Origin of the sequence: Corallococcus exiguus (assembly GCF_009909105.1) — a bacterium.
In the GTDB taxonomy this organism is placed as follows: Bacteria; Myxococcota; Myxococcia; order Myxococcales; family Myxococcaceae; genus Corallococcus; species Corallococcus exiguus.
In genome coordinates this window covers 754,694-771,698 of the sequence record NZ_JAAAPK010000002.1, presented here as the reverse complement: position 1 = coordinate 771,698, position 17,005 = coordinate 754,694, and the positions used below count along the sequence as shown (strand labels likewise).

At 71.8% G+C, this 17,005-nt stretch carries 14 protein-coding genes; 6 read left to right on the top strand and 8 right to left on the bottom strand.

Features of this window, described 5'->3' with window-relative positions:
* Nucleotide 1 precedes the first annotated feature (1 nt).
* The 5 genes from GTZ93_RS09495 to GTZ93_RS09475 are packed head-to-tail and all read right to left on the bottom strand — an operon-like array spanning nucleotide 2 to nucleotide 5,128.
* Nucleotides 2-1,231, bottom strand: a complete 1,230-nt coding sequence (locus tag GTZ93_RS09495) for a CapA family protein (RefSeq protein WP_139919918.1) — start codon at nucleotides 1,229-1,231, stop codon at nucleotides 2-4.
* Nucleotides 1,228-2,208 carry a fatty acid desaturase family protein gene (locus GTZ93_RS09490; RefSeq protein ID WP_161662747.1) on the bottom strand — a complete coding sequence of 327 codons (981 nt, stop codon included), beginning with the start codon at nucleotides 2,206-2,208 and terminating at the stop codon, nucleotides 1,228-1,230. Before GTZ93_RS09490 ends, GTZ93_RS09495 begins: the two co-directional genes overlap by 4 nt.
* A 6-nt stretch (nucleotides 2,209-2,214) precedes the next feature.
* A complete protein-coding gene (locus GTZ93_RS09485; protein ID WP_139921020.1) occupies nucleotides 2,215-2,826 on the bottom strand; it encodes a methyltransferase family protein in 612 nt (203 codons plus the stop codon).
* On the bottom strand, nucleotides 2,823-4,097 hold the full coding sequence (locus GTZ93_RS09480; RefSeq protein ID WP_139921022.1) for a condensation domain-containing protein: 1,275 nt from the start codon (nucleotides 4,095-4,097) through the stop codon (nucleotides 2,823-2,825). Before GTZ93_RS09480 ends, GTZ93_RS09485 begins: the two co-directional genes overlap by 4 nt.
* Complete coding sequence (locus GTZ93_RS09475) at nucleotides 4,079-5,128, bottom strand: hypothetical protein (protein WP_161662746.1); 1,050 nt, start codon at nucleotides 5,126-5,128, stop codon at nucleotides 4,079-4,081. Before GTZ93_RS09475 ends, GTZ93_RS09480 begins: the two co-directional genes overlap by 19 nt.
* A gap of 521 nt (nucleotides 5,129-5,649) precedes the next feature.
* Between GTZ93_RS09475 and GTZ93_RS42685 the strand changes: the two genes are divergently transcribed.
* Together GTZ93_RS42685 and GTZ93_RS09470 are read left to right on the top strand one after the other, a co-directional pair.
* Entirely contained in the window at nucleotides 5,650-5,772 is a 123-nt protein-coding gene (locus GTZ93_RS42685) for a hypothetical protein (RefSeq protein WP_257979386.1), read from the top strand.
* A gap of 165 nt (nucleotides 5,773-5,937) precedes the next feature.
* Nucleotides 5,938-7,527 (top strand): MBL fold metallo-hydrolase, encoded by a 1,590-nt coding sequence (locus GTZ93_RS09470; RefSeq protein ID WP_121755755.1) that lies wholly within the window; start codon nucleotides 5,938-5,940, stop codon nucleotides 7,525-7,527.
* 39 nt (nucleotides 7,528-7,566) lie between these two features.
* Here GTZ93_RS09470 and GTZ93_RS09465 read toward each other — a convergent pair whose 3' ends face one another.
* Nucleotides 7,567-8,058, bottom strand: coding sequence for a DUF3592 domain-containing protein (locus GTZ93_RS09465; protein WP_139921027.1), 492 nt, complete (start codon nucleotides 8,056-8,058; stop codon nucleotides 7,567-7,569).
* Between the two features lie 29 nt (nucleotides 8,059-8,087).
* On the bottom strand, nucleotides 8,088-9,761 hold the full coding sequence (locus GTZ93_RS09460; RefSeq protein WP_139921029.1) for a S53 family peptidase: 1,674 nt from the start codon (nucleotides 9,759-9,761) through the stop codon (nucleotides 8,088-8,090).
* Between the two features lie 95 nt (nucleotides 9,762-9,856).
* Between GTZ93_RS09460 and GTZ93_RS09455 the strand changes: the two genes are divergently transcribed.
* Genes GTZ93_RS09455 through GTZ93_RS09440 form a run of 4 tightly spaced genes read left to right on the top strand, consistent with a single transcriptional unit; the run spans nucleotide 9,857 to nucleotide 16,574 of the window.
* Nucleotides 9,857-12,049 (top strand): TOMM precursor leader peptide-binding protein, encoded by a 2,193-nt coding sequence (locus GTZ93_RS09455; RefSeq protein ID WP_139921031.1) that lies wholly within the window; start codon nucleotides 9,857-9,859, stop codon nucleotides 12,047-12,049.
* A gap of 3 nt (nucleotides 12,050-12,052) precedes the next feature.
* Nucleotides 12,053-14,005 carry a radical SAM protein gene (locus GTZ93_RS09450; RefSeq protein WP_139921032.1) on the top strand — a complete coding sequence of 651 codons (1,953 nt, stop codon included), beginning with the start codon at nucleotides 12,053-12,055 and terminating at the stop codon, nucleotides 14,003-14,005.
* A 3-nt stretch (nucleotides 14,006-14,008) separates the two neighbouring features.
* The gene (locus GTZ93_RS09445; RefSeq protein ID WP_139921034.1) at nucleotides 14,009-15,166 is read left to right on the top strand and encodes an amidohydrolase family protein; all 1,158 of its coding nucleotides are present in this window, start codon (nucleotides 14,009-14,011) and stop codon (nucleotides 15,164-15,166) included.
* A 10-nt stretch (nucleotides 15,167-15,176) separates the two neighbouring features.
* Nucleotides 15,177-16,574: a SagB family peptide dehydrogenase gene (locus GTZ93_RS09440; RefSeq protein ID WP_126933531.1), complete on the top strand. Its 1,398-nt coding sequence runs from the start codon at nucleotides 15,177-15,179 to the stop codon at nucleotides 16,572-16,574.
* Nucleotides 16,575-16,590: 16 nt separating this feature from the next.
* Here GTZ93_RS09440 and GTZ93_RS09435 read toward each other — a convergent pair whose 3' ends face one another.
* A complete protein-coding gene (locus GTZ93_RS09435) occupies nucleotides 16,591-17,004 on the bottom strand; it encodes a BMA_0021/BMA_0022 family TOMM bacteriocin (protein ID WP_161662745.1) in 414 nt (137 codons plus the stop codon).
* Nucleotide 17,005 lies beyond the last annotated feature (1 nt).

Below are 17,005 nucleotides of genomic sequence, written 5' to 3'. Positions count from 1 at the left end.
CTCAGTCCCTCCGGTCCGAAAGCAGCGCGCCCAACGTCCGCCGGGCATGCGCGAGGTGCGGCGCCGCCTGCTGGGGGGGCAGCTCGTCCAGGCGCACCACGCCCGCGTCGAGGAACCCCTCCCCACCGAGTCCCCGTCCACAGGCGGTGGGCACCGCGCGCAAATCCACCGGCTGGAGCACGCCCCGCGCGTCCCGGGCGAGCGCGAGCTTCAGCACGGCCCCCGTCTGGCACGCCACGGTGGGCATGATGCTCAGGAAGTTGCCCAGCGAGTACGCGATGAGCCCCATCCGCGCGGGCCCGCCCCGGCGCACCTGCGTGGGGCAGGTGGCGTCCGCGCCGTCGATGGACACCCACTCCACCGGCTGGAGGACATGCGGCGAGGAGCCCAGGAGGAGGTCCGCCCCGCGCTCGATGAGCCGGCAGGCGTGCTCGCGCTGGAGGGCCTCGGGCCAGTACTCGTACTCAAAGCCCCAGTGCGGCATCAGCACCACCAGGTCCGGCCCCACCGCGCGAGCGGCGTCGATGAGCGCGCCCAGCCGCTCCCAGTCCGGCGCGTGGAGGGGGCTGCCCAGCCGCGTCACCGGCACCCCGGCGGGCGGCGCCCCCACGAGGTGGTTGATGTCATACGTCACGGCGGCGATGCCCATCCGCACCCCGCCCACCTCCAGGGCGGCCACCGCGTCCTCCGGCCGGGGGCCTCCCACGCAGCGGTGCTGGGAGGAGGCCAGCACCGTCCCCCGGGTCCGCTCCAGCCCTTCGGCGCCCTGGTCGAGCGCGTGGTTGTTGCAGAGGGAGAAGACGCGGTGGCGCGCCGTGCCCTCCCAAGCCGCGAGGTAGTCCGGCGGGGCGTTGTAGTGGAGCGTCTCGTAGACGCGCCGGGGCACGGGCCGCGCCGGGTCCACCGGCGTCTCCAGGTTGGCGAAGGCCACCGCGTCCCCCGCCATCACCTCACGGACGCCGGGAGAGAGGGCGCGGTGGAAGCCGCTGCGAATCCACATCATGTCGCCCACGGCGCTCAGCCGGAGCTCCGGCGCGCCCGCGTGCCGCCAGCTCCCCGAGGCGAGGTGCCGGGCGACTCGCGCGAAGTGCTCCCCGGTTTCGGCCGAGCGCGGCTCCGGCAGGTGCAGGAGGCTCTTGGTGATGTAGCGCAGGTTGAGGTCCCACCGGGACAGCGGCCAGCGGCCGTCCTCGTAGCGGATGTCCGCGTACAGCCGGCGCAGGGCGTTCATGGGCGCTTTCGCTCCAGGGTGACGAGTCGCACGTCCTCCTCCACCACGATGGGGCCGGCCAGGAGGGCTCGCCACATGACGTGGAGGTAGCTGTCGAAGACGGGGGCCCCGCGCGCGAGCAGTACGGGGCGCAGGCGCGCGTGCAGCCGCGCGAGGTTGTAGCCGGGCACCCGCGGGTAGAGGTGGTGGTCCAGGTGGTGGTTGAGGCCGTTCCACAGGAAGGTGACGAGCCGGGTGCTGCGCACCGTCGTCGCGGTGTGGAAGCGGTCGCCGCGCCAGACGTTGGCGTGGTGGTCGGAGATGGACTTGAGCCCGTTGAGGGGGCTGGCGAAGAGCACCGGCAGCAACCAGCACTCCACCGCGCCCCCGAGGAGTCCGTGGCCCGCCAGGAGCCAGAAGAGCAGCGCGTAGAAGGCCCCGTAGCCGAGCAGCACCCGCGCATGGCGGCGCAGGCGGGCGGCGTCGAAGTGCTGCACCGGGTAGAGGACGTTGAAGTAGACGAGGCTGAGCGGCAGGCCCAGCAGCACGGTGGCGTAGAAGAGTGCCCACAGCCCGGGCGAGCGGCGGCCCGCGTTGTAGGCGTCAGGGTCCTTCTCGGTGCGGTTCCAGCGGTGGTGCGCGAGGTGGTCGTGCCGCATCGGCTCGTAGGCGATGCCCACGAGCAGGCTGAGCCCGTTGCCGAAGAGGCGGTTCTGCCAGGGCCTCGGGAAGAGGGTGTCGTGCCACGCGTCGTGGTCGAGCTGGATGAGCCCCATGACGCCCTGGGCCGCCAGCAGCCACAGGGGCAGCTTCAGCCAGAAGCCGCTGACGTGCGCGAGCCCCACGCCGGCCAGCCCCCACACGCCCAGGTGGAGGGCCGCCATGCCCAGAGCCCGCGCGGGGCGGATGCGCAGCAGCTCCACCAGCTCGTCGCGGGAGGGGCCTGGCCCGGCGGGGGCAGCGGGTGAAGCGGAGACGGGGGCGAGGGCGGGCTGCATGGGGCCTCAGAGGTAGCGGGGGACGCGCTGGCGGTAGCGCGCGTAGGCCTCGCCGAGGCGGGCGGAGAGGTAGCGCTCCTCCTGGAGCACCAGCCCGTGGAACAGCCCCCCCAGCACCGCGCACGCCCCGAGCGTCACCAGCGACGGAGCCCAGAACGAGGCGCCCACGAGGTACAGGTAGGAGAAGACGTAGATGGGGTTGCGCGAGTAGCGGTGGAGTCCTCTCTCGTGCAGCACGGGCGGGGCCTCCCCTGCGTCCACGCCGATGCGGAACGTTGCGCCCATGCCGTACTGCGCCGCCAGCATGCCCACCAGCCCGAGCACGCCCAGCGCCCAGCCCACCTCCGGCGGAAGGGCCAGCAGGGGCCGGCCCCAGGGCAGCTCGGACCAGCGCGGCCAGAGCGCCGCCGCCACCACCGAGCCGGCCCACACCAGCGAGGCGCCGCTGATCCGCCGCGTGAGGCGCGTGTGGGCGGAGTCGGCCCCGGTGCTCCGGTAGGCCAGCGGGCTGTGGCCGAAGCGCAGGCGGTAGACGAGGCTGGAGCCCAGGTGCCCCAGCAGCAGGTGCAGCGAGATGAAACCCAGGTAGAGCGCGGGCGCGTCGCGAAGCCCCTTCATGGTCCCACCACCTCCGCCGGAAGCCCGAAGCCCGAGGACGCCCAGCCCGCGAGCTGCTCGGTGAAGTCGCGCAGCTCGCCCCGGGTCCACAGTCCCTCGAACGTCGCCGTGTTGATGTTGAGCGTGTCGCCAAAGCCCAGGCCCGTCGCGCCCCAGGTGGCCGTGTGGCTGCGCAGGGAGTGGATGCGGAAGGGCGCGTCCACGAAGTGCTTGTCGAGCTGCCCCAGGTAGGTCGCCACCAGCGTGTTGGTGCGGGGCTCGGCCACCAGCCCGGGGCGCGCGTTGCGCCGCAGCACGGGCCCCGGGGCGAGCCGCGCCACCGCCATGCACTCCAGCGCCGTCGTCCAGTGCACGCCCTCGTCGAGCACGCGCCGCAGCGCCTCGCGCATCAGCGCCGCCAGGGCGGGCGCGTCCTCCAGCCGGGCGCGGACCTCCCGCAGGGGAAGCTCCAGCGGCACCGTCGAGCAGCCGTTGCCCAGCATCCGCCCCAGCCCCAGCATGCGCCGCAGGTCCACCGGCACCCGCAGGCGGATGAGCCCGTCCTTCGTGGGCTCGCGCAGCGCGACGCCCGCCAGCAGCGCGGCGAAGAAGACCTCCGAGGCCTGGACGTCCGTGCGGCCAGCCGGGAGTGTCAGGCGCGCCGTCGCCATCAACGAGCGGCCCGCGGTGTCTCCACTGCGGCGCAGGCCCAGGCCCCGCTGCGCGAGGAGCCGGCGGCGGGGGCTCGCGAGGCCCAGCACCCGGCCCGGCCCGCGCAGCGCCGCGAGCAGCACCTTGCCATCCGTCAGCGTCGAGGGGCCCAGCGGGGGCGACTCCGACGCGCGCCCCGCGCAGTGCAGCCAGAGCCGCTCCAGCAGGTGGGCGAGCGCCTTGGCGTCCCCAATCGCGTGGTGGAGCTGGACGGCGAGCAGCCACGGGCCCGGCGCGCCATCGGCCAGGGGGTGGAGGTGCAGCCGCAGCGGCACGTCCCTCGCGAGGTCCACCCGGGTGTTGATGACCCGCGTCACCGCCTCGGGCTCATCCAGCGGCTCGGCGCCTTCCAGCAGGGCCGCGTCCACCGCCTCGTCCGTGCGCGGCGCGGGCACCCACGCACCGTGCGCGTCGTCCCAGGCCACGTTGAGGCGCTCGCTCTCGCGCACCAGGGCGCGCAAGGCCCCGCGCAGCCGCGCCACGTCGGGCCGCGCGTCGATGCGCAGCAGCACCGTGGCCCAGATGGTGGCCACCTCGCCGTCCAGCCGCGCGAGGAGCGTGTCTACGAAGTTCGCGCGCATCGCTCCACCCATCCGCTCCACAGGGCCCGGGCCGCCTCGCCGTCCAGCCGCGCCCGCCCCACCGCCTCGCGCGCCCGCTCCGGCGCCGGCAGGTGCTGGAAGACGATGTCGTCGGGCGCGTCCAGGCGCTGGCGGAGGCCCGTCGGCAGGTAGCCCGCCGCGAGGAGCACGGGCGTGGCCTCGGCCACCCGCTGGGGCTCGCCCATGGACAGGTGGACGAGGTCCACGCGCGCCCGCGAGGACGGGAGCGCCGTGGCCCCCTGCCCTTCCCCGGCAGGCCCCATCAGCTCCCGCCGTTCGAGCCGCAGGGACTCGTTCCAGTCGAGCGGGCGCAGCACGAGGCCCCCGGCGTGAGGGCGGCGCTCCAGCGGCGTCAGCTCCACCGTCCCCGGCAGGCCCGAGGCGGCGAGGATGGACGCGAGCCACTCCCCCCACGGCCCCGCGGGCAGGAAGCGCCGGCGCGGAGGCAGCGGCGCGAGCACCGTCGTCATCGCCAGCGCCTGCATCGGCAGGCCCGAGCCCTCCACCCCCACCAGCGTCTCCCCCTCGGTGTAGTCGACGATGAGGCCCACCGGCACGGCCCGCATGAAGCGCGACGCGTAGCGCTGCGCCATGAGGTGCAGCGTGGACGTCTGCTGGTGCAGGAAGCCCACGCGCGCCTTGAGCAGCTCCAGGAGGTGGCTCCACAGCCGCTCGTGCTCGGAGCGGTCCATGGCGGTGCGCCGGCCAGGCAGGGCCATGGAGAGCCCCGAATCCAGGGAGTCCCGCCCCGGCTTGCACCACAGCCCCGTGTGCCAGAGGAGCGTGCCCTGGGCGTCGAACTCCCCCAGGCTGAGCAGCGCGCCGGCCCCCCAGAGCCGCGAGGCCCCTCCAGGCTCATGGAGGAAGCGGTAGGAGTAGCTCCCGGCGTAGCGCGCGTGGAGCAGCTCGCGCAGCGCGGGCTCATCGGGCTCCGCCAGCCAGCGGGTGTGCTCGCTGGGCTGGGCGGCGCGAAGGCCGTCAAAAGGGGGGGCTGCGCGTTCCCGGCACATGGAGCGTTAGCAGTGCACCAACAGGGCCAGCCGAGAAGCCCCCCTCCTTCCGAGGGGTTGGGCCCGGCCGCCGCCCCGCGCCCCCGCCGGGTGTGCAGCCTGCTGCACAGGGTGGAGCGCTCGGCTGCACAGGCGGCAAGCCCCTGCCCGGCCGTGCATCCCCGGCGCCCTCGATGGGACCCGGCGTCACGCGGGGGCGCGGAGAGCGTACGCACCACCAATTCGAGCAGCATGGGACGGCGCTCGACGCCAGGTTCGCCCTGCTTCTGACATCCCATTCAGCGCGCTCTCGAAACCCGCGGCTGTCAGGGCGGTCCTTGCGTGAGACGGAGCTCGGATGCACGAGGCGTCCGTCCCGATACGTGCAGCGCTCCCCGAGACTGCCGACGTAGCCCTGCACCTCTTCGGCGCTCAGCACAGGCAGGGCCCGTGGCTCCCAGTTCTTCTCGGCGTCATGAACTGAGACATCGCGCCTGAAGCCCGACACCGGCTGCGACACCCGCCTGCTGGCGCCCTCGGACATGGACGCGCTCATGTCGTTCCTGGCCACCGCCTACCAGCCTCCTGAACCCCAGCGCGCGGAACGGCTTCGCCAAGAACTGGAGCAGCAACTCGCCAAGCGCCACGCGAAGGAGACGCGCTGAACCGCGCACTCCGCCGCGCCGTCGTCTCCACGCTCCCCATCGCCGCCTTCCAGGTCTGGCCCGGAAGTCGGCACCTTGAAGTCAGGGCGGGAATCATCGACATTGGCGGGCCTGCGTGCTCCCGGGCCTGCCCGGGGCCTGCGCACCCACCTTCGCGAGAACTCCATGCTCGACCGCCCGATGTACCTGAAGCCCGATGTCGCCATCGAGCCGCTGTTCAACCAGTGGTACGTCTGGTGGTACCTCATCTCGCCCGCCACGGCGCCGCTGTTCGTCTCCCGCCTGCACCTGAAGCTGATGCAGTCGTTCGTCGCGAACCCGGACGTGCACGTGGCCGCGCTGCAGAACCCGGCGCTGATGGGCGGCCCCTTCATCAACCACCCCGTGTCGCGCGTGAACGAGGTGAAGGCCCTGCTCGACCGAACCACCCGCGAGCAGGCGGACATGCTGGCCTACACCAAGGCCGTGTCGGACCTGGAGCAGCTCTTGGCCAGCTCCAAGGGCGAGTCCCTGGAGCCGCTCTACGCCAAGGTGCCGGACATGCTCCGCGGCTTCGTGGAGCTGCACTACGACCTGGCCCACCGCGCCAACGCCCGCATCATGGAGCCCCTGCTCTACCGCAGCAGCCTCTACAAGGAATCCGCGCAGAGCATCTCGCTGATGCGCGTGGCCGGTGACGCGCGCAAGTACGTCTTCAGCACCCCGCGCCTGGAGGGCGATTCGCCCCTGTGGCTCCAGGTGCCCTACAAGCACGAAGGCATCGACGCCCTCTTCCGCATGCGCCACACGCCGGGCAGCCCCGGGCAGGTGGCGGAGATGCTGGGCGTGCCGTCCACCGCCTCGGAGGCCTTCGCGGACCTCTTCACGGAGACCGCCCCTCGCAAGCCCGAGCCGTACACCGGCTCCGGCGTGCGCGTGCGCTACTTCGGCCACGCGTGCGTGCTGATGGAGACGCGCGAGGTGTCCGTCCTCACCGACCCCGTCATCAGCTACGAGTTCCCCACGGACCAGCGGCGCTTCACCCACGCGGACCTGCCGGAGAAGATCGACTACGTCCTCATCACCCACGGCCACGCGGACCACCTGATGATGGAGACGCTGCTGCAGCTGCGTCACCGCATCGGGACCATCGTGGTGCCGCGCTCGAACGCGTACTCGCTGGCGGACCCCTCGCTGCGCCTGGTGCTGGAGCAGACGGGCTTCAAGAACGTCATCGAGATCGACGACCTGCAGGAGATCAAGATCCCCGGCGGGTCGCTGATGGGCATCCCCTTCATCGGCGAGCACAGCGACCTGGCGGTGCAGGCGAAGACGGCGCACCTGGTGCGGCTGGCCGGCCGCTCCATGCTGATGGCCGCGGACTCCAACGCGCTGGAGCCGCGCATGTACCAGCACCTGTCGAAGCTGGTGGGCCCGCTGGACGCGCTCTACCTGGGCATGGAGTGCGAAGGCGGCCCGATGAGCTGGATGTACGGCCCGCTGCTCAGCCAGCCCCTGCCTCGCAAGATGGATCAGTCGCGGCGGCTCAACGGCTCCGACAGCGCCCGCGCCACGGAGATCCTCAATCACCTCAATCCGAAAGAGGTCTTCATCTACGCCATGGGCCAGGAGCCCTGGCTGCGCCACGTGATGGTGCTCCAGTACGACGAGACCGCGCCCCAGATGATCGAATCCAACAAGTTCATCGAGGTCTGCAAGGGCCGCAACATCCCCGCCGCCCGGCCCTTCCTGAGCATGGAGCAGATCCTGGAGTAATCCGGGACGCGACACGGCCCGGCGGATGACGCCGGGCCTTCAGCGCGCGTGCGAACCGGCGCGCCGGGACCACAAGAACAGCAGCACAGCGCCCAGGCCCGCCACCGCCGAGGCCAGCGTGAAGCCGAGTGCGGCGCCCGTGTTCACCTCCAGCACGCTGCGCCCTGGGATCCTTGGGTCGTAGTGCACGGGCACCGTGGCGCCCACCGGGTAGCGCGCCAGATACTGCGTCAGCTCCGGGCTCGGCTGGGGGTTCCAGAGCCGGTACTCCCTCGGAGGCGAATTGGACAGGTCCTCGCCGACATACGAGCGGCCCTTGATCTCATAGGCGTAGCGCGGCTTCACGCTCCAGTAGTCTTTGGATTTCCCGACCCCGAGTTCCACCGAGATCGCGAGCATGCGCCCCGGCACCATCGGCCGGGCCAGCAGTGCCTGCTCCGTGCCGTGAAGGCTCCAGGCAAAGTACCCAAACATCAGACTGAAAGCTGTTCCGCTCATCACGAGTGCTTTCAGGTTGGCGTGCAGCCCCATGACCAGGAGTCCTCGACGCTGGGAGTCCGTCAGTGCTTGCGGCGCTGGAGTCTGCGCAGGCCCGCGAGCAGCGCTTCGCCGTCCGGCGTGCCCAGGCCCGTGCACGCGTTCCACAACGTCGCGTCGCTGGCGAAGTACGCGCCGTTGCCGCCGTGGGTGATGCGCCGGATGACAGGCTGTCCCTCGGTGACGAGCGCGTACAGCCGGGGGTGGAGGAAGCCCACGCGCTCCCCCAGCGCCTCGTTGAGGCGGACGATGAGCGCGGCCCACATGGGCGCCGCGGCGCTCGTGCCCGCGGCCACGCCCTGCTGGCCCTTGAAGACGATTTGATAGCCCGTGTGAAGGTCCGCGTTCGCCGCGACGTCCGGCACGCCGCGGCCGGTGCTGCGGGAGACCTCGAACACGCCGTTCTTCCACGACGACTTCACCAGGTGCGGCACGCCCATGCCGTGCTGGTACAGCGGCAGCGCGTTCATCGTGCTGACGCCGCCGCTGCTCGCGCCCGCGGCCGTGGCGCTGGGGCCCATGGACATCGCCTCGCCCAGGCGGTTCCACACGCGCTCGTGGTGGAGGACGTCCCCCACCGCCTCCAGCGTGGTGCCGCCGCAGCCCAGCACCAGCGCGCTCGCCGCGGGGTAGCTCGTCGCCGCCAGGGTGATGGCGCCCGTGGGTGAGCGGGCATTCACCGGCACCTGCGAGCCCAGGTCTCCAGACGCGGCGCACACGGTGATGCCCAGCAGCGCAGCCTCGATGAAGAGCCGCTCGAAGGCCAGCTCCTCGCCCTGCTGGATGAGCGACCCTTCGTAGAAGGACCAGCTGGTGGTCAGCACCGACGGCCGGTTCTCCCGGTCGCTGATGGCCTCCGACAGGACGCGGTGGTAGTCGCGCAGCGAGTAGTCCTTCGACCCCGCGTTGTAGACGACGACGCGCGCGGCCGGACACACCGAGGTCACCAACTCCACGTCCATGGTGACCTCCGAATTGGAGGCGGTGTTGAGGAGCCCCGCCTTGTTCGGCCCCACGTTCACCACCGGCGCCGTGCGCTCCACCCCCACGGACTTCAGGTACGCATCCAGGTCCGACTGCTTGTAGCCGCCCGCCAGCTCGATGATGCCCACGCACTGGCCTTCCCCCTGGTTGCGGGGGTAGCGGTAGAGGCTGGCCACATGGGGTGCCGTGTACGTGCGCAGCCCGGCCTGCTTCGCCATCTCCGCGGGGATGGGCAGGGCCGCCGCGTTGTGGGTGACGAGCGGCCGGGTGTCCAGGCCCAGGACCCACTCCGCCACGCCTTGCAGCGCGCGCGGCAGGCACACCGGCTTCGTGTGGGTCAGGTAGGAGGTCTTCCCGTGGGTGTAGCGCCGCAGGTCCACCTCGAAGGCCTTGCGAATCGCGGCCGTGGACCCCTGGAGCACGACGTAGCTCCGGTCGCGCCGCTCCGTGGTGATGGTGAGGCCATGGCTCTTCGCGAAGCGCCGCACGGCGGCCAGGTGCTTCGGGTTCGTGCCGTACTTCGCCTCGAACTCGTCATGGGTGAGCGGGCGGCGCGGCGGGTTCGCGCACAGCTCCTCCACCGTGGGCAGCGGCGCCCCGTGACGCAACAGCAGCGTGACCTCCACCTTGCCGGTCGCGGCGCGGCTCCGGAGCGGGGGGTGGAGGGACGCCGGGGACACACGCGCGCTCTGCGTCAATGGGATGCGGGCCATGCGCGGCGTTCTACCACGCGGAGTCCAGGCCCTCGGAAGGCAGGGCCAGGTCGTATCCACGAGCGCGGGCCCCGGTTAGGCTCGCCCGCCTGCCCATGGACCGAGTCCTCCGCATCAAGCCCCACCTGCGCGCCGAGGTGCTCGACGCGCGGCGCGTGTTCCTCGTCGGGGAGCGCGCCCAGTTCCTGCTGGAGGGGGAGCTGCACGCGAGCATCGTTCCCCTGCTGGATGGCGAGCGCACCGTGGCGAACGTCATCGCCGCGCTGGCGGGACGGGCCTCCGCGCCGGAGGTGCTCTACGCGCTGTCGCTCCTGGAGGAGCGCGGACACGTGGAGGAGGCACACGACGTCTTCGACGCCAGCGTCGCCGGCTTCTGGGAGTCGCTGGGCGTGGGCGCGGCCACCGCGGCCGGGCGGCTGTTGGACGTGTCCGTCTCCGTGCACGCGGTGGACGGCGAGGATGGCGAGGGGCTGGAGGAGGCGCTGCGCGACACCGGCCTGGACGTGCGCGACGACGCCGACCGCCGCGTGCTGCTGGTGGACGACTACCTGTCGACCGAAGCGCTCGCGCTGGCCCGGGAGGCCCGGAGCGCGGGCGCCGCGTTCCTCCCGCTGAAGGTGTCCGGCACCGCGTGCCACGCGGGCCCGGTGGTGGGCCCCGGTGAGCGCGCCTGCTGGACGTGCCTCACGGCGCGGCTGTTGGACAACCGCCCCATCGAGAAGTACCTCGCGCGCAAGGGCCCCCCGCCGCGCGCCATCCGCCCGCCGCGCACGGGCCTGCCCACCACCGCGAAGGCGGGGCTGTCCTTCGCGGCGACGCTCGTGGCCCGGTGGGTGGTGGACGGACCTGGAGGCCCGGCACAGACGCGGCTGTGGACGCTGGACTTCGCCACCTGGCAGCTGGAATCGCACGCGGTGGCGCGACGTCCGCAGTGCCCGGATTGCGGCGACCCCCACTGGATGGAGGCGCGTGCGAAGAAGCCCCTGGAACTGGCCTCGCGCTCCAAGCGCTTCACCGACGACGGCGGCCACCGCATCCTCACGCCCGAGCAGACCTGGGAGCGCCACCGCCACCTCATCAGCCCGGTGACGGGCGTGGTGAGCGACCTGCGCGCGGTCCCGGGCGACGCACCGCTGGGCCACATCCAGTCCGCTGTCTTCCGCGTGTGCCCGTGGACGGACGCGCCGGCCTCCGACGACTTCCATCGCGTGGCCAGCGGCAAGGGCCGCACGGAGGCCCAGGCCCGCGCGGGCGCGCTGTGTGAAGCACTGGAGCGCTACAGCGCGGTGTTCCAGGGCGACGAACCCCGAGTCCACGCCACGGCGTCCCAGCTGGGTGCGCAGGCCGTGCACCCGGACGCGCTCCAGCACTTCAGCGCCGCGCAGTTCCAGTCCCGGCCCGAAAGCGCGAGCCGCGACATGCGCACCGCGGTGCCCAATCCGTACGCGGATCAACCCATGGACTGGAGCCCCGCGTATTCACTCACGCACGGGGTCCACAAGTACGTGCCCACGTCGTTCGCGTACCTCTTCGCGCCCGCGCCCCCGCTCGGAGACGGGCCGTTCTGCTTCTTCAACTCCAACGGGAACGCCGCGGGCAACTGCGTGGAGGAGGCCATCCTCCAGGGCTTCCTGGAACTGGTGGAGCGCGATGCGGTGGCGCTCTGGTGGTACAACCGCCTGCGCCGTCCGCGCGTGGACCTGCGCTCCTTCGACGAACCGTGGTTCGCGTCCGTGAGCGCGCACTACCAGTCGCTCGGCCTCCAGTTGTCGGTGTTGGATCTCACGCACGACCTGGGCATCCCGGTGTTCGCCGCGCTCGTGTGGTCTCCGGAGCGCGGCCGGGCCTGGGCCGGGTGCGGCTGCCACTTCGACGCGAAGCTCGCCGTGCAGCGCGCGCTCACGGAGGTGGCCCAGTGCTACGACCCGAAGGACCTGTCGCCATCACCCTGGGACGCCAGCGCGCACAGCGACGTCAGCTGGCTCTTTCCCAACGACCTGGTCCCCGCGCGCGTCCGCGCCGATTTTCCGCGCGTGTGGCATGACGACCTGCGGGACGACGTGCGCGAGTGCGTAGCCCGGGCCGCGAGCGTGGGACTGGAGACGCTGGTGGTGGAGCAATCACGGCCCGACGTGGGCGTATCCGCGGTGAAGGTCATCGTCCCGGGGCTGCGTCACTTCTGGCCGAGGCTCGGCCCCGGACGGCTGTATGACGTCCCCGTGAGGATGGGGTGGCTGAAGGCCCCGAAGACCGAAGCGCAGCTCAACCCCGTGCCCTTCTACTTCTGAGCGATGGCGCCTCCTCCTGAACCCAAGCCTCGCATCCTGCTCGTCCAGTGTGGCCCCGACCGGCGCCACGTGGACCGGGAGACGGAGGACTTCGACCCCGAGCGCGGCCTGGTGAAGCGCGCGACGATGACGCCGCTGGCCTGCGCGACGCTCGCGGCGCTCACGCCGGACGCCTTCACCGTCGACATCTGGGACGAAGAACTGCACGGCCAGCTGCGCGCGGACACGGAGCTGCCGGACTACGACATCGTCGGCGTGTCGGTGATGTACTCCGCCCTCACCTACCAAGCGCGCTTCCTGGGCGGGCACTTCCGCGACCTGGGCGCCACCGTGGTCGCGGGCGGTCCCGCCATCTCCGCCGCACCGGAGGACTACCGGGGCTTCTTCGATGCCCTCTTCGTCAACGAGGCGGAGCGCACCTGGCCGCGCTTCCTCGCGGACTGGCTCGGGGGCGAGTACGCGCCCGAGTACCGGCAGCTCGACAAGCCCTCGCTGAACGAAAGCCCCCTGCCCCGCTGGGACGCCATCGCGACGGACCTCCCGCGCTACGCGTGGGGCTCCGTGCAGACCACGCGCGGCTGTCCGTTCGACTGCTCGTTCTGCGACGTCATCTACCTGTACGGCCGCAAGCAGCGGCACAAGCCGGTGGACCGCGTGCTGGACGAGGTGCGCGCCCACGCGGCGCTCGGAGCGGAGGGCGTCTTCTTCGCGGACGACGAGTTCATCGGCGACGCGGCGTACGCGAAGGAGGTGCTCGCGGGGCTCGTGCCCCTCAACCGCGCCCTGCCCCGTCCGCTGCGCTTCTTCACCCAGGTGACGATGAACCTGAGCCGCGACGCCGCGCTGCTGGAGGGCATGGCGGACGCGAACTTCTACACCATCGTCCTGGGCATCGAGTCCTTCGACATCGGCGCGCTCAAGGAAGCGCAGAAGCACCAGAACGTGCGCGCGGACCTCGTGGGCGACCTACTGCACATCCAGGCGCACGGCATCGGGCCCCGGGGCAGCTTCATCGTCGGGTTCGACAACGACACGCCCGCGGTCTTCGATTCGCTGCACGCGAACATCCAGCGCACGCACCTGCCCTGGGTGGTGGTGGCACCGCTCCAGGCTCCGCGCGGCACCAAGCTGTGGACGCGGCTGCGCGCGGAAGGCCGGCTCGCCACGCCCCGCAAGGCGCACGCGAAGGACCGGGGCGCCATCGTGCTCAACGTGATGCCCCTGGGCATGACGCGGCCCCAGCTGCTCGAAGGCTTCCGCGACCTGGTGGAGCGGCTGTCCACCTGGGACGCCGCCTGCGAGCGCATCCGGGGGTTCATCGCCGGCATCCGGCGCCCGCCCCAGGTGGAGGAGCCCCACTGGCCGGAGGCCGTCACCGACCGCTTCCTGCGCGAGGCCACCGGCGCCTGGGCCCTGACGCCGTCCGAGCGCCACGCCCTGGGGGACACGCTCGCTCAGGTGCGCAGCACCGCCCCGGCGATGCTGCCACGCGCGGTGTTCTTCCTCGCGCGCAACCAGAACGAGCGCCGCCGCCATGAGCGCCTCTTCACGGACTTCGACGCCGTGCTGGCCACCGAGCGCCAGGGCGACCTCGTCCCGGACACGCAGCCCGTCTACGTCCCGCCCGGCTTCGCCACCGCGATGCGCGACGTGTTCCCGGACCTCTTCGTGCGCCTGAGCCGCGACCTGCCGGATCGCCGCGAAGTGCCGGAGGCTTCACGCGACGTGCTGGTGGACTTCGTCGCCCGCTGGGGCGAAGGCTTCCAGGCGCTCCAGCCGCAGCACCACGAATTCCTTCGCGAGCTGTGTGACCGGGAGGTGGCGGCGCGCGGTGGCCATCCGGGTACGCTGGAGGTCTCGGAGGAGCAGGCCCTCCGCACCCAGGCGCGCCGCACCGGCCTGCTGGAAGCACTGCTCAAGGACGTGCGCGACGAGCTCGCGAGCTGGGGACCCTGACGGATGCGCGACGGCTTTCACATCTTCGACGCGGACCGGCACGTCCTGGAGCCGCTGAGCCTGTGGGCGGAGCAGCTGGAGCCCGGCCTGCGCCGGCACGCGCCTCGCCTGGGACGCCTTCCGGAAGAAACGCTGGAGGAGCGCCTGGCGCGGCTGGGCCCCCAGGGCCTGCTGCCCGTGCTGCCCCTGCCGGAAGTGGACGGCAAGCCGCTGTGGAACCACATGCCGGAGAAGGCGTGGTTGGAGTTCTCCGCGCGCTCCTACGCGCAGCTGGGGCGCAATGAACTGCTGCAGCGTCCAGACGTGTACCTGGCCCAGATGGATCGCGACGGCGTGGACATGGCGGCCCTCTTCCCCACCTATGCGTTGCTCCTGGAGGGCTTCTCCCCGCTCGAGCCCCGCGTCGCCACCGCGTTCGCGTCCGTCTACAACACCTGGCTGCATGGCTTCTGCGCGCACCAGCCGGAGCGCCTGCGTGGCGTGGGACTCATCAGCCGGCACCAGCCGGAGGCCATGGTCGCGGAGGTCCGCCGCGTCGCGGGCTTCGGCTGGCGCGCCGTCATGGTGCGCCCCAACCCCATCGGAGGCAGGCTCCTGTCGGACGCCGCCTACGAGCCCTTCTGGTCCGAGTGCGAGAAGCTCTCACTCGCGGTGGTCCTCCACGGCAGCGGCCACGTCTACGTGCCGTCCGCGGGCGCGGACCGCTTCGACACCCGCTTCGCCAACCACGTCTGCGCCCACCCCATGGAGCTGATGATGGGGCTGCTCGCGCTCCTCCAGGGCGGCGTGCTGGAGCGGCACCCGGCCCTGCGCATTGGCGCCATGGAGGCGGGCTGCGGCTGGCTGCCGTACTGGGCGTGGCGTTTGGATGAGGAATATCGCGCTGTGGGTGCAGAGGTCTCCGCCACCATCCGACAGCTCCCTTCAACCTACCTGCGCCAGCACTGCTTCGTTTCCATGGAACCGGACGAGCCGTACTTGTCTGACATGATGCGCCACCTCCCGGAGGACCGATTGGTTTTCGGAAGCGACTTCCCGCATCTCGACCACGGCGAGGATGTACTGGGTGCGATGCTGTCCTTGCGTGACGTGATGACCGAAAGTCGTCTACGAAAGGTTCTCTGGGAAAACCCGACTCGGTTCTACGGTGTGGAACCGTGAGGCATCACGAATGAGATTGTCGCTCGCCGAAGGTGTGGCGCTGCGTTGCCCCGACGCGGAGGACGCGCGCGTGGAGGGCCCTGGCCGCTCACTGCGGTTGGGCCCGCTGGCCCCCGGTGTGCGCGCCGTCTTCGAGTCGCTCGCGGACGGAGGCATCCACGAGACGGAGGTGCCGGCCGCCGCGGGCTCGGACACGACGCTCGCGTGGTACTGGCTGGACCTGGCTGGAGACGGCGGCCTGCTGTCGTGGACGGTGGAGGAGCGCGGCAACCTGCTCCTGACGCTCACGCCCGCGTCCGCTTCGTTCCTGCGCCACCGCGCGACGTTCGACGCGGCCCAACCGCTGCAGCTGTCACGCTTCGCGCACACGCGCATGGCGGAGGGCCGCGCGGTGCTGGACTGCCCCACGGTGCACGCCACCGCTGCGCTGCATGACCGGCGCGTGGTGTCGCTGCTCTTCGACATGGCCCGCCCCACGCTGCTGGCGCGGCTGAACCAGTTCAACACCGGCATCGAGTCCTTCACGCTGCGCGAGCTGGTGCGCCTGCTGGCGGAGACGGGCATCCTGGTCCCCAACGGACTGGACGTGCCGGCGTCGGAGGAGACGCAGACGGCGCTCAAGCAGTGGGAGCCGCACGACCTGCTCTTCCACCTGCGCTCACGCGGCTGGGGCCACCAGACGCGCGCCGGGGCCACCTACCGCTTCCGGGGAGAGCTGCCCAACCCGCCCGCCCTCAAGCCCACCGTGACCGAGGAGGTCGTGGAGCTGTACCGGCCAGACCTGGAGGCGCTGCGCGCGGGCGGCGACCGCTCCTTCACGGAGGTGCTGGAGGACCGCCGCAGCCTGCGAGGCCGTGGCGCTTCACCGCTCACCGTGAAGCAGCTGGGCGAGCTGCTCTACCGCGCCGCGCGCGTGCGCGAAGTGCGCACCACGCAGGACGGTGAAGTCACCGACCGGCCCTACCCCGGCGCGGGCGCGGCGTACGCGCTGGAGCTCTACCCCATGGTGGGCGAGTGCCAGGGCCTGGCCCCGGGCGCCTACCACTACGACCCGCTGGGCCACCGGCTGGAGAAGCTGAGCGGCCCCACGCCGGAGTTCCACGCGCTGCTGGACGAAGCCCGTGCGCCGGTGGAGCCCTTCGATCGGCCGGAGGTGTTGATGGTGGTGGCCGCGCGCGTGCCCCGGCTCGCGTGGAAGTACGAGACGCTGGCGTACTCGCTGGTGCTGCAGGACACGGGAGCGTTGGTGCAGACGCTCTACCTGGTGTCCACCGCGCAGGGACTGCGGCCCTACGCGCTGGGCCGGAGCGATCCGGACTTCTTCCAGCGCGTGGCGGGCGTGGACGGCTTCGGCGAGGCCAGCGTGGGCGCCTTCGCGGTGTCGGGAGGAGACTCTCCGGACCGCTGAGCGCCCCGCGCGCCGTTCAGCAGCAGGGGCTGCCGCAGCAGTGCGAGCGGCCGTAGGTGTCGGTGAGGCTGGAGAGCGCCACGGCGTGGTCCGCCACGTCCGCCGGCTTCTTCGGCAGGTGCAGCTCCACCTCCGCGTTGTTCACCTTCCAGGTGCCGTCCGTCACCGCGTCCTTCGCGGTGGAGGGGACGACCTTCAGGTGGATGCTGGCGGGCAGGTCGAAGTCGAAGCGCTTCTTGAGGGCCTGGCGCGGATCCTTCTGGAGGGCCGCCTCGAACTCGGGCTCCTTCCACGCGAGCGCGACGGCGCGCATCCACACGGCCTGCCAGTCATTCACCGAGGCCTTGGACTCCGGACCCCGCGTGGGCTTGCGCGCCACCGGACGAGCCCGTGCGGGCGCGACCTTCGACTCCGGCTTCTTCTTGCTCATG